13 protein-coding genes are annotated in these 13,739 nt (G+C 37.0%); all 13 read right to left on the reverse strand.

Translation table 11 applies throughout. The features are described 5' to 3' along the window. Positions 1 to 428: 428 nt before the first annotated feature. The 13 genes from B5P42_RS27490 to ymfI all read right to left on the reverse strand — a co-directional run bounded on the left by B5P42_RS27490 (position 429) and on the right by ymfI (position 13,653). Positions 429 to 1,295: a 2-oxoacid:ferredoxin oxidoreductase subunit beta gene (locus B5P42_RS27490; RefSeq protein ID WP_002088040.1), complete on the reverse strand. Its 867-nt coding sequence runs from the start codon at positions 1,293 to 1,295 to the stop codon at positions 429 to 431. Continuing rightward, entirely contained in the window at positions 1,282 to 3,039 is a 1,758-nt protein-coding gene (locus B5P42_RS27495) for a 2-oxoacid:acceptor oxidoreductase subunit alpha (RefSeq protein WP_060751724.1), read from the reverse strand. The genes B5P42_RS27490 and B5P42_RS27495 overlap by 14 nt, the downstream gene beginning before the upstream one ends. A gap of 227 nt (positions 3,040 to 3,266) precedes the next feature. Further along, the gene (locus B5P42_RS27500; protein ID WP_113735721.1) at positions 3,267 to 4,190 is read right to left on the reverse strand and encodes a dipeptidase; all 924 of its coding nucleotides are present in this window, start codon (positions 4,188 to 4,190) and stop codon (positions 3,267 to 3,269) included. A gap of 59 nt (positions 4,191 to 4,249) precedes the next feature. Then, on the reverse strand, positions 4,250 to 4,510 hold the full coding sequence (gene spoVS, locus B5P42_RS27505; RefSeq protein WP_000404341.1) for a stage V sporulation protein SpoVS: 261 nt from the start codon (positions 4,508 to 4,510) through the stop codon (positions 4,250 to 4,252). A gap of 149 nt (positions 4,511 to 4,659) precedes the next feature. Continuing rightward, a complete protein-coding gene (locus B5P42_RS27510; protein WP_002014601.1) occupies positions 4,660 to 5,454 on the reverse strand; it encodes a TIGR00282 family metallophosphoesterase in 795 nt (264 codons plus the stop codon). 179 nt (positions 5,455 to 5,633) lie between these two features. Beyond that, positions 5,634 to 7,199 carry a ribonuclease Y gene (gene rny / locus B5P42_RS27515; RefSeq protein ID WP_002014600.1) on the reverse strand — a complete coding sequence of 522 codons (1,566 nt, stop codon included), beginning with the start codon at positions 7,197 to 7,199 and terminating at the stop codon, positions 5,634 to 5,636. A 482-nt stretch (positions 7,200 to 7,681) separates the two neighbouring features. Further along, on the reverse strand, positions 7,682 to 8,713 hold the full coding sequence (gene recA, locus B5P42_RS27520; RefSeq protein WP_002014599.1) for a recombinase RecA: 1,032 nt from the start codon (positions 8,711 to 8,713) through the stop codon (positions 7,682 to 7,684). Positions 8,714 to 8,855: 142 nt separating this feature from the next. Next, positions 8,856 to 10,094 carry a competence/damage-inducible protein A gene (locus B5P42_RS27525; protein ID WP_113735722.1) on the reverse strand — a complete coding sequence of 413 codons (1,239 nt, stop codon included), beginning with the start codon at positions 10,092 to 10,094 and terminating at the stop codon, positions 8,856 to 8,858. Positions 10,095 to 10,114: 20 nt separating this feature from the next. Next, on the reverse strand, positions 10,115 to 10,693 hold the full coding sequence (gene pgsA, locus B5P42_RS27530) for a CDP-diacylglycerol--glycerol-3-phosphate 3-phosphatidyltransferase (RefSeq protein WP_002014596.1): 579 nt from the start codon (positions 10,691 to 10,693) through the stop codon (positions 10,115 to 10,117). A gap of 63 nt (positions 10,694 to 10,756) precedes the next feature. Then, positions 10,757 to 11,668 (reverse strand): helix-turn-helix domain-containing protein, encoded by a 912-nt coding sequence (locus B5P42_RS27535; RefSeq protein WP_113735723.1) that lies wholly within the window; start codon positions 11,666 to 11,668, stop codon positions 10,757 to 10,759. Between the two features lie 21 nt (positions 11,669 to 11,689). After that, the gene (locus tag B5P42_RS27540) at positions 11,690 to 12,475 is read right to left on the reverse strand and encodes a DUF3388 domain-containing protein (protein WP_000574107.1); all 786 of its coding nucleotides are present in this window, start codon (positions 12,473 to 12,475) and stop codon (positions 11,690 to 11,692) included. A gap of 139 nt (positions 12,476 to 12,614) precedes the next feature. Then, positions 12,615 to 12,863 carry a DUF3243 domain-containing protein gene (locus B5P42_RS27545; protein WP_000114449.1) on the reverse strand — a complete coding sequence of 83 codons (249 nt, stop codon included), beginning with the start codon at positions 12,861 to 12,863 and terminating at the stop codon, positions 12,615 to 12,617. Between the two features lie 76 nt (positions 12,864 to 12,939). After that, positions 12,940 to 13,653, reverse strand: a complete 714-nt coding sequence (ymfI, locus tag B5P42_RS27550) for an elongation factor P 5-aminopentanone reductase (RefSeq protein WP_002014593.1) — start codon at positions 13,651 to 13,653, stop codon at positions 12,940 to 12,942. Positions 13,654 to 13,739: the final 86 nt, after the last annotated feature.

The following is a 13,739-nucleotide window of genomic DNA, read 5'->3' on the forward strand; positions in this document are numbered from 1 at the left end:
TCTCCTTTCACCCTTAACTATACACACACTCTGTAGTCCATTTTAATGCGCTTAGACCCATCTCAATGATGTTAGATAGCATGAGAGATAACTTGCCCTTTGAAACTTGAGTAATCGATCTAATCATCCGTAAGAATGAAGTCTTCCCCACACAAATAGACATTCCCTTTTTTTTTATTTCATCTTGTCCTACCCAAAAGCATATTGCTTTATCCCTATACACATTATCATAGTATAGAGCCTTTAGCCAACTTTAACGAAGAAGGCTTCTTATCCTATATTTCATTTCACAGTTATTGAACATGCTATTTTTATACAACGATTTATATATTATTTTATCATTCTGAATTTTCCAAGTAAACAAATCTATTAATTATTTTTATTCACTCAAAAAGAAGGTTACCAAGCGGCAACCTTCTCTCCGATCATTACATAAATTCAGCAACAAGCTCATCAAACATTTTCTGATCCATATTCAAATCAGCTTGCACTAAAGGTTTTTCACTATAGTCTTTTACAAGCTCTTGGTAAGAAGGCTGCTTTGTGTTTTGATAAATTAAACCTGTTACTAACCCGTTCTTTTCCATTAATGTTTGCATAGCCATCATGCGGTTAGATGGATCATATCCTTCTACTGTACTTAGTTTCGTTAAATTCTCTTTAAACCAATCATAAGTATTTACTTTATTATAAGTAACGCATGGACTAAATACATTAATTAATGAAAAGCCTTTATGGTTAATACCAGCTTCAATAATTTGCGTTAATTCTTTTAAATCACTTGAAAAGCTTTGCGCCACAAATGTCGCACCAGCTGTTAAAGCCATTTCCATAACATTTAGTGATGGTTCAATTGAACCTTGTGGTGTACTTTTCGTTTTAAATCCAGCTTCACTACGTGGTGAAGTTTGACCTTTTGTTAATCCGTAAATTTGGTTATCCATTACGATGTACGTAATATCAATGTTACGACGAATAGAATGGATTGTATGTCCCATACCAATCGCAAAACCATCACCGTCACCACCGGATGCAATAACTGTTAAATCACGATTTGCCATTTTCACACCTTGTGCAATCGGAAGAGCACGTCCGTGAATACTATGCAAACCATATGAATTAATATACCCTGAAATACGACCGGAACAGCCGATACCAGAAATAACAGCTAGCTCATCTGGATTTAAACCAACGTTAGCTGCCGCACGCTGAATCGCAGCCTGCACCGAGAAGTCTCCGCAACCTGGGCACCAGTTTGGTTTTACACTGTTACGAAAGTCCTTAAATGTTGCCATTTAATACAACCCCTTTTTTACATTCGTTGTAAATCTCTTTCGGCAAGAATGGATTTCCATCGTATTTTAAAAGACTAGAAATTTTCTCACCATTGCCAAGATTCATTTTCATAATGTTAGCAAGCTGACCAGTTGCATTGTTTTCTACTACTACAACACGCTTCGCTTTTTTCACAAGTGGATCGATTTCAGCTGTTGGGAACGGATGAATTAAACGTACATGGGCATGGTTTACTTTCATTCCTTCTTGTTCTAAACGCTGCATTGCCTCTTCGATCGCACCACGAGTTGAGTTAAAGCCTACTAACAATACGTCTGCGTCATCATGCTTAGCATTTTTGTAAATAGGGGTATTAAACTGTAAATTCGCCATTTTACGGAAACGTTTGTCCATTTGATCTTTACGATTTAACGCTGATTCAGATGGTTTACCCGTTTCATCATGTTCTACACCTGTAACATGGTGAATACCATTTTTCATACCAGGTAAAACACGTGGTGAAATCCCATCTTCTGTTACTTCATAACGCTTGAAGTATGCTTTATTTTCACGTTCTGGTAATTCTACTTCTAAATCAAGCTTACCACGACGAATTTCCACTTTATCTAACTTAAGTGGTTCTACTGTTTGCTTTCCTAAAGAAAGCTGTAAATCTGTTAAGAAAATAACAGGCACTTGATATTCTTCTGCTAAGTTAAACGCTTCTACAATATCATAGAAAGCTTCTTCAACTGTACTTGGCGCCATTACGATTTTTGGAATTTCACCATGTGTTCCGTAAATCATAGCCATTAAGTCAGACTGCTCTTGTTTTGTTGGTAAGCCCGTACTTGGACCACCGCGTTGTGTATCAATGATAACTAGCGGTGTTTCAGTAATACCTGCTAAACCAATTGCTTCCATCATTAAAGAAAGACCAGGACCAGCAGATGCTGTTAATGTACGAACACCAGCGTAGTTTGCACCGATCGCCATTGTACAAGCTGCGATTTCATCCTCAGTTTGGATTACTGTTCCGCCAACTTTCGGTAACTTTTTAATTAAGTATTCCATAATTTCAGATGCAGGTGTGATTGGATATGCAGACATAAAGCGAGCACCACCAGCTACTGCACCAAATGCGATTGCGTCGTTTCCAATCATAAACATGCGTTTCTTACCATCAGCTTTTTCAAGCTGCATCATGTTTACTTTCTCACCAAGCAATTCTTTCATGTATTGAGAGCCGCGTTTAATTGCTGCCATATTCTTTTGAACGACTTGCTCTCCTTTACGACCAAAGATTTCTTCAACAACCTCTAAATAAGCTGTTTCGTCTAATCCTAATACCGCACTTGACGCTCCAACAGCAACCATGTTTTTCATTAATGATGTGCCTAATTCTGAAGCAATATCTGTAAACGGTATCACATATAAATTCACATCTGTATTATCAGGTATAGTTGGATTGAATTTCGCATCCGCAACTACAATTCCGCCTGGACGTAGTTCGTGGAAGTTAAAATCAATTGTTTCTTGATCAAAAGCAATTAAAATATCTAAGTCATCTGAGATCGCACGTACTTCTGTTGTACTTACGCGAATTTTATTATTTGTATGGCCGCCTTTAATACGTGATGAGAAGTGGCGGTAACCGTATAGGTAATATCCTAATCGGTTTAATGCTATACAGAAGATTTCCCCTGTACTTTCAATTCCTTCACCTTGTTGGCCTCCAACTTTCCATGAAAGTTGACTAATCATCTCCTACACCCCTTTTGGCTGCATTCATTGTAGTGTATTTTTTTACAGTATTAGTTTAGCATTTTTTATGCAAATAAACTACAACGGACGCAAATTATGCCTCTTCTGATTTCCCTTAATCTTTAGTATAATGCTATTTCGTTTACCATTCTAGTATTAGGTCTTAAAAAAATCAATAAATCCAAGTGAATTTATTGATTTTTTTCTGAATTTTTAAAACATAATCTTTAGAACGTTATACAGTCAACAAAATTTTTATACAAAAATCGCTCTACAGTTGATTCACTATACTTTTTACACAGTTGATTAATTATACTTTCATAATCCCTATATGCCTCTACACCTACAACCGTTTCTAAAATCCCATCAAAATCAGAACCAAACCCTATATTTTTTTCTCCACCTAATGAACAAATATATTCCACATGCCTTAATATATCTGCTATATTCGCTTGTCTTTCATTCGTTAAAAACTGTGGTACGAAAGTAATACCAATAATGCTATTTTTCTTTATAAGAGCTCTTATTTGTTCATCGGTTAAATTTCGTGGATGCCCACAAAGTTGATAACAGTTTGAGTGAGATGCAATCGGATTTTGTGCAATTTCAATAACATCCCAAAAGCTTCTTTCATTTAAGTGAGACACATCGGTCCATAAATGTAACGTATTAAGTTCTTGTACAACTTGTCTACCAAATGTAGTTAAACCTACTCCACGTGCCTCTAGCGCTCCATCAGCTAACAGATTGGCATAGTTCCATGTCAATCCAAAAGAACGTACACCTAAGCGATAAAACAAACGTAATTTCATCGCTTCGTTTCCAATCGCTTCGCATCCTTCTAATGTTAATAATACTCCAATCTCATCCTGTTTTAGCATGTTAATATCGTTTTTTGTCTGAATAAACTTCATTCCTGGTAGCGATAGAATTTCATTATGAAAAATATCTATCATTTGCAGCGCAACTTCAAAACGCTTTTCATACGCTACTGTTTCTGGTATATATATAGCAAAGCATTGTATACTTCCTTTTCTTTTCATTAATTGTTCAAATGTAATATGTAATTGTGAATCGTTTTGAAAGTCTTTTTTTCCCTTTGCACTCCATAACTGAAAGAGTACATCGCAATGTGCATCAAAAATTTTCATTTTCATTCCTCCATTACAAAAACAACCTGTTTGCATACATGCAAACAGGTTGTTTCAACTTAACGAGGTTCTACAATTAATTTTATCGCTGTACGCTCTTCACCATCAATCATAATATCTGTAAACGCTGGGATACAAATCAAGTCCAAACCGCTAGGCGCTACAAATCCTCTTGCAATTGCTACTGCCTTTACCGCTTGGTTCAATGCACCTGCACCAATAGCTTGAATTTCTGCTGTTCCGCGTTCGCGAATAACACCTGCAAGTGCACCAGCTACAGAATTAGGGACCGACGTTGCTTTAACTTTTAATATTTCCATTCCGCGTTTCCTCCTCGTTTCTATAAAAAGTAATAGCAATTATTTCACTTTAACTTATATTCACGAGGAATGGCACGTATTCCTGCTAAATTTCTGTAATTTTTCTAAAAAATTAAAATATAACGAATTCTCTAACTTTTCGTTAAAAATCAGTCAAAAAATGGCTGGTCATCATTAATTAAAATGCGCTCAATTTTCTTTGCTTTCCCTGTATTAGGATCCACATCAATTAACACTGCACTTAATTGTGTTCTACCATTCGTCACTTCAAAACGCACTGGTAAGTTCGTTAAAAACTTCTTCAATACCGCTTCGCGATCCATACCTAAAATCCCATCATATGGGCCTGTCATACCAACATCTGTAATATAAGCTGTTCCGCTTGGTAAAATACGATTATCAGCTGTAGGAACGTGTGTATGTGTACCTACTACCGCTGTAGCACGACCGTCTACATACCAACCTAACGCCTGCTTCTCACTTGTTGTTTCAGCATGAAAATCAACAAAGATAATGTTTGTACGTTTTTTTGCAATACTGATTAACTCATCCACTTTACGGAATGGACAATCAATTGGAGGAAGGAAAGTACGTCCTTGTAAGTTAATAACTGCAACTTCTGTTCCATTACAATTTACAAAGATAAGCCCTTTTCCTGGCGTTCCTTCCGGGAAGTTAGCTGGTCTTGCAAGATATTTTGCATCATCGATAAATTCAAATACTTCACGGTTATCCCAAGCGTGGTTTCCAAGCGTAACCGCTTGTGCCCCGCACTCTAAAAAGTTTCGATATATTTTCTCCGTAATTCCACGTCCACCCGCAGCATTTTCTCCATTAATAATTGTTACTGTCGGTGTATATTTCTTCTTTAATGCCGGTACGTACTGTTGAATCATGTCTCTACCAGGAGATCCTACTACATCCCCAACAAATAATATTCTCATATGTCTTACCCTTTCTATGTACTACATTTTTTATTACCATACTATAACCTTAAAGCTATTTCCTTACAACAGTTACAATTTATCTATTATAAGTTTCTTTCACTTGCATACTGCTCATAAATAATTTTCTTTATTTTACCCAATTCCAACACAAAAAAATAAAGTGGTGTTTCACCACTTTATTTTGCGTATTCCACTGCACGTGTTTCACGAATAACAGTTACTTTAATATGTCCTGGATAATCCAGTTCATTTTCAATACGTTTTCGAATATCACGAGCTAAACGATGAGCTTCTAAATCATCAATTGTATCTGGTTTTACCAGAATACGAACTTCACGTCCTGCTTGAATTGCGAAAGATTTTTCTACGCCTTCATAAGACTCTGAAATTTCTTCTAACTTTTCAAGACGACGAATGTAATTCTCAAGCGTTTCACTACGAGCTCCCGGTCTTGCAGCTGATAATGCATCTGCTGCAGCAACTAGAACTGCAATGATAGAAGTTGGTTCTGTGTCACCATGGTGAGATGCGATACTGTTTATTACAACAGGATGCTCTTTATATTTCGTTGCGAGTTCAACACCAATTTCAACGTGGCTACCTTCTACTTCATGATCGATTGCTTTTCCGATATCATGTAATAGACCAGCACGTCTTGCTAGTTTTTCATCCTCACCAAGCTCCGCTGCCATAAGTCCAGTTAAGTATGCAACTTCCATAGAGTGTTTTAAGACGTTTTGTCCGTAACTTGTACGGTATTTTAAACGACCTAAAATTTTAATTAAATCTGGATGTAAGCCATGAACACCCACTTCAAACGTTGTTTGCTCTCCGACTTCACGAATATACTCGTCCACTTCACGTCTTGATTTTTCGACCATCTCTTCAATACGCGCTGGGTGAATACGTCCGTCCTGTACTAGTTTATCAAGAGCGATACGAGCTGTTTCACGACGAATCGGGTCAAATCCAGATAGAATTACAGCTTCTGGTGTATCATCGATAATAAGGTCAATACCTGTTAACGTTTCTAACGTACGAATGTTACGACCTTCACGTCCGATAATACGTCCCTTCATTTCGTCATTTGGAAGATTTACAACCGAAACGGTTGTTTCAGCAACATGATCAGCTGCACATCTTTGCATTGCAAGAGATAAAATCTCTTTTGCCTTCTTATCCGCTTCTTCTTTCGCGCGAACTTCACTTTCTTTTACCATAACGGCAATTTCATGAGAAACTTCACTTTCCACTTTACCAAGAATAATTGCTTTCGCTTGTTCGCGGGTCAGATTGGAAATGCGCTCTAATTCTGTTTGTTGCTTTTGAACTAACTCTCCAACTTTGCTTTCCAACTCTTCAATCTGTTGTTGTTTCGCTACAAGAGATTCCTCTTTCTTTTCTAACTGTCGCTCGCGGTTATCGAGCGTTTCGTCTTTACGATCAAGGTTCTCTTCTTTTTGCATTAAACGATTTTCTTGTTTTTGTAATTCGCTTCTACGGTCACGAATTTCTAATTCAGCTTCTGTACGAAGTGTATGAATTTCATCCTTTGCTTCTAAAAGCGCTTCTTTCTTAAGTGCTTCAGCATCACGATTCGCTTCGTCTAGAATACGTTTTGCTTCATTAGCTGCACCATTAATCTTCGCTTCAGCAATAGACTTTCGAACAAAAAAGCCAACAACTGCACCGACTGTTGCAAGCAAAATGGAGATGAGTATCCAAACTGTACTACTACTCATGATTTCACCTCCCCTTGCTATGAATGAAAAAAGACTGTCGCATGTACATTGAATTACAACGTACAGCAAAGACCGTCGTCCCGCTTTTTTAAGGGACTTTCTTCATTTCACAATTAAAATGTCATATTATTATTTCGGCAAGATTTAAGTCTTACTCCGAATATTACTTCTCTTCTTGAGAAGAGTATGTCGTATATAAGAAAAAATATACATTCTCATTGTATCTATCGCAATTTTCATTGTCAAGCGTTGTCTACTTTTACTTTCTTTACCTTAAGCCCTGAATCTTATATGGATTTAAAAAACAGACAGCATATTATCCTGGAAAACCTTAGAAAATCCCAATTCATTCACTTAAAATATATGAATATTCCCCTTTACACATAGCCTTTTGGATAGAATAAATATTTTATCTCCAGATATATATAACGCTTTCATAGTGGATTAAAAAATAAAAGACACGGGACCGTGTCTTTTATTTTTTAATCTTGACGAGTTGAATCTTCCGTGTCTTCAACACCAGAGTTTTCACCAATTCCGTGATGTTCACGAACAAAGAAGGCAATTTCTTCTCTTAAATCCGTATTCTCTTTTAAGAATTGCTTCGAATTTTCACGACCTTGTCCTAAGCGTTCTTCATTATAAGAGTACCAAGCACCGCTCTTTTGAACGATATCAAGTTCAGAAGCCATATCTAAGATTTCACCTTCTCTTGAAATACCTTCTCCGTACATAATATCAACTTCAGCAACACGGAATGGCGGTGCTACTTTATTTTTAACTACTTTTACTTTCGTTTTATTACCAACAATATCGTTACCTTGCTTTAACTGCTCAGCACGACGTACTTCAAGACGGACAGTTGAATAGAATTTCAACGCACGACCACCTGGAGTTGTTTCTGGGTTCCCGAACATAACCCCAACTTTTTCACGAATTTGGTTGATAAAGATTGCGATTGTTTTTGATTTGTTGATTGCACCTGAAAGTTTACGAAGTGCTTGTGACATTAAACGTGCTTGTAAACCAACGTGAGAGTCACCCATGTCCCCTTCGATCTCAGCTTTCGGTACAAGAGCTGCCACAGAGTCAATTACGATAATATCAACCGCTCCACTTCGTACAAGTGCTTCTGCGATTTCTAGTCCTTGCTCCCCTGTATCAGGCTGTGATAATAGTAATTCATCTATGTTAACACCTAATTTTTGTGCATATACAGGATCCATTGCATGCTCCGCATCAATGAACGCTGCTTGTCCACCTTGACGCTGTACTTCCGCGATTGCGTGTAATGAAACTGTTGTTTTACCTGAACTTTCAGGTCCATAAATTTCAATAACACGGCCACGTGGGTATCCGCCTACCCCTAGTGCCACATCAAGTGCTAAAGAACCACTTGAAATTGTAGAAATTCTACGCTCCGCTTGTTCTCCTAATTTCATAATTGAACCTTTACCGAATTGCTTCTCTATTTGTTTTAACGCCATATCTAATGCCGCTTGACGATCGCTCATTCAAAATTCCTCCTTAACTAAATTGCTAATCTTATTATACCTATTTTCAATTCAATTTGCCAACAAAAAACGAACATTTATTCGTTTTTTTATTTTATATCGAATAAAACTAGGTTTTCCAACAAAAAAAACTAGAAGAAATTTATATCTCTTCTAGCTTTTTAAATAAATGATAAAATCCATATTTTGTAGAGCGTTCTCTAATTTGTTGACGACTTCCACTTAAATTAAGCGAGAAGACTACAGCTGGTTCATCTTTAATCACCAATCCAATAAATACGGTTCCTGGTTCTTTATGCTCTGAAGCATCCGGTCCTGCCACCCCAGTGAAACTAATTCCGATATCTGCTTTTAACAGTTCCTTTACATTTTCAGCAAGATAGCGAGCACACTGTTTACTAACCGCGCCATCAGTACGTAACACTTCTTCAGGTACATGTAAAATTTGTTGCTTCACATCATTTTGATAACAAATGACACCGCCTTTAAATACAGACGAAACACCAGCATTTTCTGTTACTTGATTTCCAAAAAGACCACCTGTTAAACTTTCTGCACACGCTAAAGTTAACCCTTTTTCCTTCAATATCCTTATTGCCTTGTAATGAAGGAAATCTTGGTCATATCCGTAGAAAAATTCTCCTACTCTTTCTAAAATCAAATCTTCCACATGCTGAATCAGTTTCTCCGCCTCATCAGCATCATGATGTTTGGCAGTTAAACGTAATGTCACTTCTCCATCATTTGCCAGTGGTGCAATGGTTGGGTTCGTTTGTCCATCAATTAAATCTTGAACTTTCACATCTAATTGAGATTCCCCAATACCAAAAAAACGAAGAACACGAGAATAAATATTTTCCCCCGTTGTAAACTTACATAAAAAAGGCTCTACGTAACTTATATACATCGGCTTCATTTCTTTTGGTGGTCCTGGTAATAAAATATAAACTTTTCCGTTCGTATTTAATCCCATACCAGGCGCCATACCGTGATCATTCGCAAATACAGTCGATCCATTTAAAACGAGCGCCTGCTTTTTATTATTCTCCGTAAATTCACGGCCTGTACGCTTAAAATAATCACTTATCGATGTTAATGCCTTTTCATCATACACAAGCTCTTCATCTAAACTAGACGCTATTGTTTCTTTCGTTAAATCATCTTTTGTCGGTCCTAATCCACCTGTAAAAATGAGCATATCAGCTCGTTCTTCAGCCAATTCAATTGCCTTCTGTAATCGCTTGTTATTATCCCCAACAACAGTATGGTAGTACACGTTAATTCCGATTGAAGCTAACTTTTCAGATAAAAACTGGGCATTTGTATTTGCAATTTGTCCAAGTAATAATTCCGTTCCAACCGCAATAATTTCAGCATTCATCCCAATTCCCCCATAAACTTCTATTTTGAGTTTACAAAAGCATCTTTATTTTTCCAGAAATAATCCCATCCTGAAATAACGGTAAAGAATAATGCAATCCATATGAAAATATCTGCAACTGGAATATGAAGTAGATTTAACGGTACATCATGTAATAAGTATGCTGCAATCGCAATAATTTGTGTCCATGTCTTAATTTTCCCTAGCTGATTTGCTGCAACTACTTCTCCTGTCCCAGCAAGTACAAGGCGTAAACCTGTTACTGCAAACTCACGGCTTATAATTACAATAACGATCCAAGCAGGTACATATTGCATTTCTACCAATGTGATAAGTGCTGCCGAAACAAGTAATTTATCTGCTAACGGGTCAAGGAATTTCCCTAAATTCGTTACAAGATTATACTTTCTTGCATAATGTCCATCAATCCAATCTGTAGCCGAAGCAATAATAAAGATAAGTGCCCCTACTAAATGTTGAATTGGTAACTCTACATCACCAATTATAAATGAGCCCCACTCAAAGGGCGCTAACATAATTACCATAAAAATTGGAATTAAGAAGATTCTAGATATTGTAATTTTATTTGGTAAATTCACAGCTATTCCTCCATCATGTCAAAAACATTTGTTCATTGAAAAAAGTCATCGAAGCGATGACTGTTATTGCGCAGCTTGCCCTATCCCTTGGTTTTTAATCAAGAATTTCTGATGATAATTCTCTTCCGGATTCAATGGGAATGTAACGACTTGGCCATTCAATTTAAATTCAACATTCGGTGCACTTCCTATGTTAAGGTTTACCTCTTTCGCTGTTGATAAATCATATTTTTGGGTCTGGCCTGCCTGTAAAGTACCGCTAAAGATATCATTTCCTGCCTCATTTTTAATACCTATATAACTTGCGTCTTTTGTTGTAATTTCCAATTCTAACGCTTTATTATTATGAATTTCCAAAGTAGATGTTATCTTATCGGTTCCAACTAACTTAATTTCATTCTCACCAGCTGGCTGTCCTTTTTGTTCCTCTTTCTTTGGCTCTTCTTTTTTTGGTTCTTCTTTCTTTGGTTCTTCCGCTTTCGCTTCATCTTTCTTCGTATCTAACGGAGAATTTTTTGCTTTTTGAACCTCAATTTTCTCACTTTGAGCATTTGGAACTTGCCTATCATCTTTTCCAGTTAACGCTTGAATAACAAACCAGACTACCACTCCAAACGCGATTACTAACAACGCAATCAAAATTTTGGGCATATGATCCGCAATTGGCCATGATGAAGATTTTTGCATTGTTTCTTGTGTTTTTTGTCCAGTTGATACTTGTGGAACTTCACGTTTTTCAGACTGTGGTATCGTACTCTGATATTCCACAAGCAGTTCCTCTCCATTTAATCCAACAGCATCTGCATATTGTTTAATGAATGCACGCGCATAAAAAGCTCCTGGCAACACATCATAATTGCCTTCTTCAATCGCTACTAAATGGCGTTTTTGAATTTTTGTAATCTCATGCAGCTGATCAATAGATAAGCCTTTCGCTTCTCTTGCTTCTGTCAGCTTTTGTCCTAATTCCGTCACTACTAACACCTCAATATTTCTTTAAAAGTCGAACATAGAGAAATTGTTTTGCGTACCTTGCTCAATTTCATCTACTAAATTATATTGAATTTCTTCATCATAATCGTTACGCAATTCGATAATATAATCAAAATCATCCAATGTGTATTCTGACTGACTCACAAACACATCCGGATGTTCCACAACTTTCGTTGCAGGCAATCTCATGATTTCACGAACGAGCTGCCAGTGTCTTTCATTTGCACGCTTTGTCGACACAATTCCATCTAGTATGAAAATATTATCGTCGCTATACTCATCTTCAATCAATTGGCTACGAACAGTTTGCTTAATGAGCGTAGATGATACGAATAACCATCTCTTATTTGCACAAACACTTGCGGCAACAATAGATTCTGTTTTTCCGACACGAGGCATTCCTCGTATCCCAATTAATTTATGACCTTCTTTTTTCATTATCTCCGCCATAAAGTCTACAAGCAATCCTAATTCATCACGCACAAATCGAAATGTTTTCTTATCATCTGCATCTCGTTGTATGTACCTACCATGTCTAACTGCTAGCTTATCTCTAAGCTTTGGCGGACGATATTTCGTTACCGTTATATTATCCATCGTATTTAAAATTGATTCAAGTCTAGAGATTTGTTCTTGATTATCACACATAAGCAAAAGTCCACGTCGTGCATTATCTACACCATTAATTGTGACAATATTGATGCCAAGCATACCGATTAACGAAGAAACGTCACCAAGTAAGCCAGGTCGGTTTTTATGTATTTCATATTCAAAATACCATTCAATCATCCAAGATCACTCCCCTACGCTTACTTTACACCTACGTACTATATTATATGATTTCGCCTTAATAGGGAAGCTAAATGTATAATCTATTCCTCCTAATTACTATACAAAAAAAGTAGAGAGGAGAAGCTCCTCTCTACTTTTACTTATGTTGTACAAACTTCACCATTAAATTTGCAATTGTATGTTGCTCTTGTTCATCAGCAACTTTCCAAAGCTCCGACAATAATTTTTCTTGATCGTTGCGCGCTTCTACTTCATTTGCTAAATAATCACCAACACGAAATGCCATATCTGATACGGCACCACCATCAAGCCCTTTTCCCCCCGCTTGTTCTAAACGTTCTCCTAAAAAGCTCTTCCACTGATCAAAATTATCTAACACTGACATGTTTAAGCACCTCACTATTTTAGTAATAGAATCATGCTTAATTTGTACAATTTCTTGTTTTTTATGTAAGAATTTTTTAGCAATGCCAACCGCCATTCACTCCGATAATTTGCCCCGTAATATAAGAAGCTCCTGGCGAAACGAGGAAGGAGACTGTTTTTGCTACCTCTTCGGGTAGTCCTATTCTACCTAATGGAATATCTTCAGCAATTTCATTTTTATCATCTTCTGAAAATACATTTAACATTTCTGTTTCGATCGCACCTGGCGCTACCGCATTAACGCGCAATCCACTTAGAGAAACTTCTTTCGCTAAAGCCTTCACATATGAATTTTGTGCACCTTTCACCATTGAATACAGCACCTCGCAAGACGCTCCTATTTGCCCCCAAATGGATGAAATAACAACAACATTACCACTTCTCCGCCCGATCATCGGTGGAAGCGCCATCGATAAAAGTCTATATACACTCTTCACTTGAAGCTCCACCATATAATCTAATTCTTCATTCGTAACATCTGTTACTAATCCAAATATACTCTTTCCAGCTGCGTATACAATAACATCAATAGGATGTTCTATTTGTCCCCACAATTTCTCTGCTCCATCGATAGAAGCTAAATTTGCTTGCACAGGAATCACTGCATCAAACTCCTTTTGTAACCCCCTTATCTTCTCTTCGCTTTTATTGTAATGAATATAGACTGTATAACCATCCTCGATTAACTGCTTCGAAATAGCAGAGCCAATCCCTCCGCTTCCTCCAGTTACTAATGCATACTTTTTCATAAATTCCCTCTCTTATCTTTTTATGTATAAATAAATAATACCCTCATCTTACCATTTGGCAATAACCAAACGTTAGATGAGGGATA

Source organism: Bacillus sp. SRB_331 (genome assembly GCF_003264175.1).
Lineage (GTDB): Bacteria > Bacillota > Bacilli > Bacillales > Bacillaceae_G > Bacillus_A > Bacillus_A mycoides.

Excerpts from the sequence above, each read along its gene's own strand:
- recA (WP_002014599.1), bottom strand. The coding sequence starts at position 8,713 with ATGAGCGATCGTCAAGCGGCATTAGATATGGCGTTAAAACAAATAGAG.
- rny (WP_002014600.1), bottom strand. The coding sequence starts at position 7,199 with ATGAGTAGTAGTACAGTTTGGATACTCATCTCCATTTTGCTTGCAACA.
- spoVS (WP_000404341.1), bottom strand. The coding sequence starts at position 4,510 with ATGGAAATATTAAAAGTTAAAGCAACGTCGGTCCCTAATTCTGTAGCT.
- ymfI (WP_002014593.1), bottom strand. The coding sequence starts at position 13,653 with ATGAAAAAGTATGCATTAGTAACTGGAGGAAGCGGAGGGATTGGCTCT.
- B5P42_RS27500 (WP_113735721.1), bottom strand. The coding sequence starts at position 4,190 with ATGAAAATTTTTGATGCACATTGCGATGTACTCTTTCAGTTATGGAGT.
- B5P42_RS27510 (WP_002014601.1), bottom strand. The coding sequence starts at position 5,454 with ATGAGAATATTATTTGTTGGGGATGTAGTAGGATCTCCTGGTAGAGAC.
- B5P42_RS27545 (WP_000114449.1), bottom strand. The coding sequence starts at position 12,863 with ATGTCAGTGTTAGATAATTTTGATCAGTGGAAGAGCTTTTTAGGAGAA.
- B5P42_RS27525 (WP_113735722.1), bottom strand. The coding sequence starts at position 10,094 with ATGAATGCTGAAATTATTGCGGTTGGAACGGAATTATTACTTGGACAA.
- B5P42_RS27540 (WP_000574107.1), bottom strand. The coding sequence starts at position 12,475 with ATGATTGAATGGTATTTTGAATATGAAATACATAAAAACCGACCTGGC.
- B5P42_RS27495 (WP_060751724.1), bottom strand. The coding sequence starts at position 3,039 with ATGATTAGTCAACTTTCATGGAAAGTTGGAGGCCAACAAGGTGAAGGA.
- B5P42_RS27490 (WP_002088040.1), bottom strand. The coding sequence starts at position 1,295 with ATGGCAACATTTAAGGACTTTCGTAACAGTGTAAAACCAAACTGGTGC.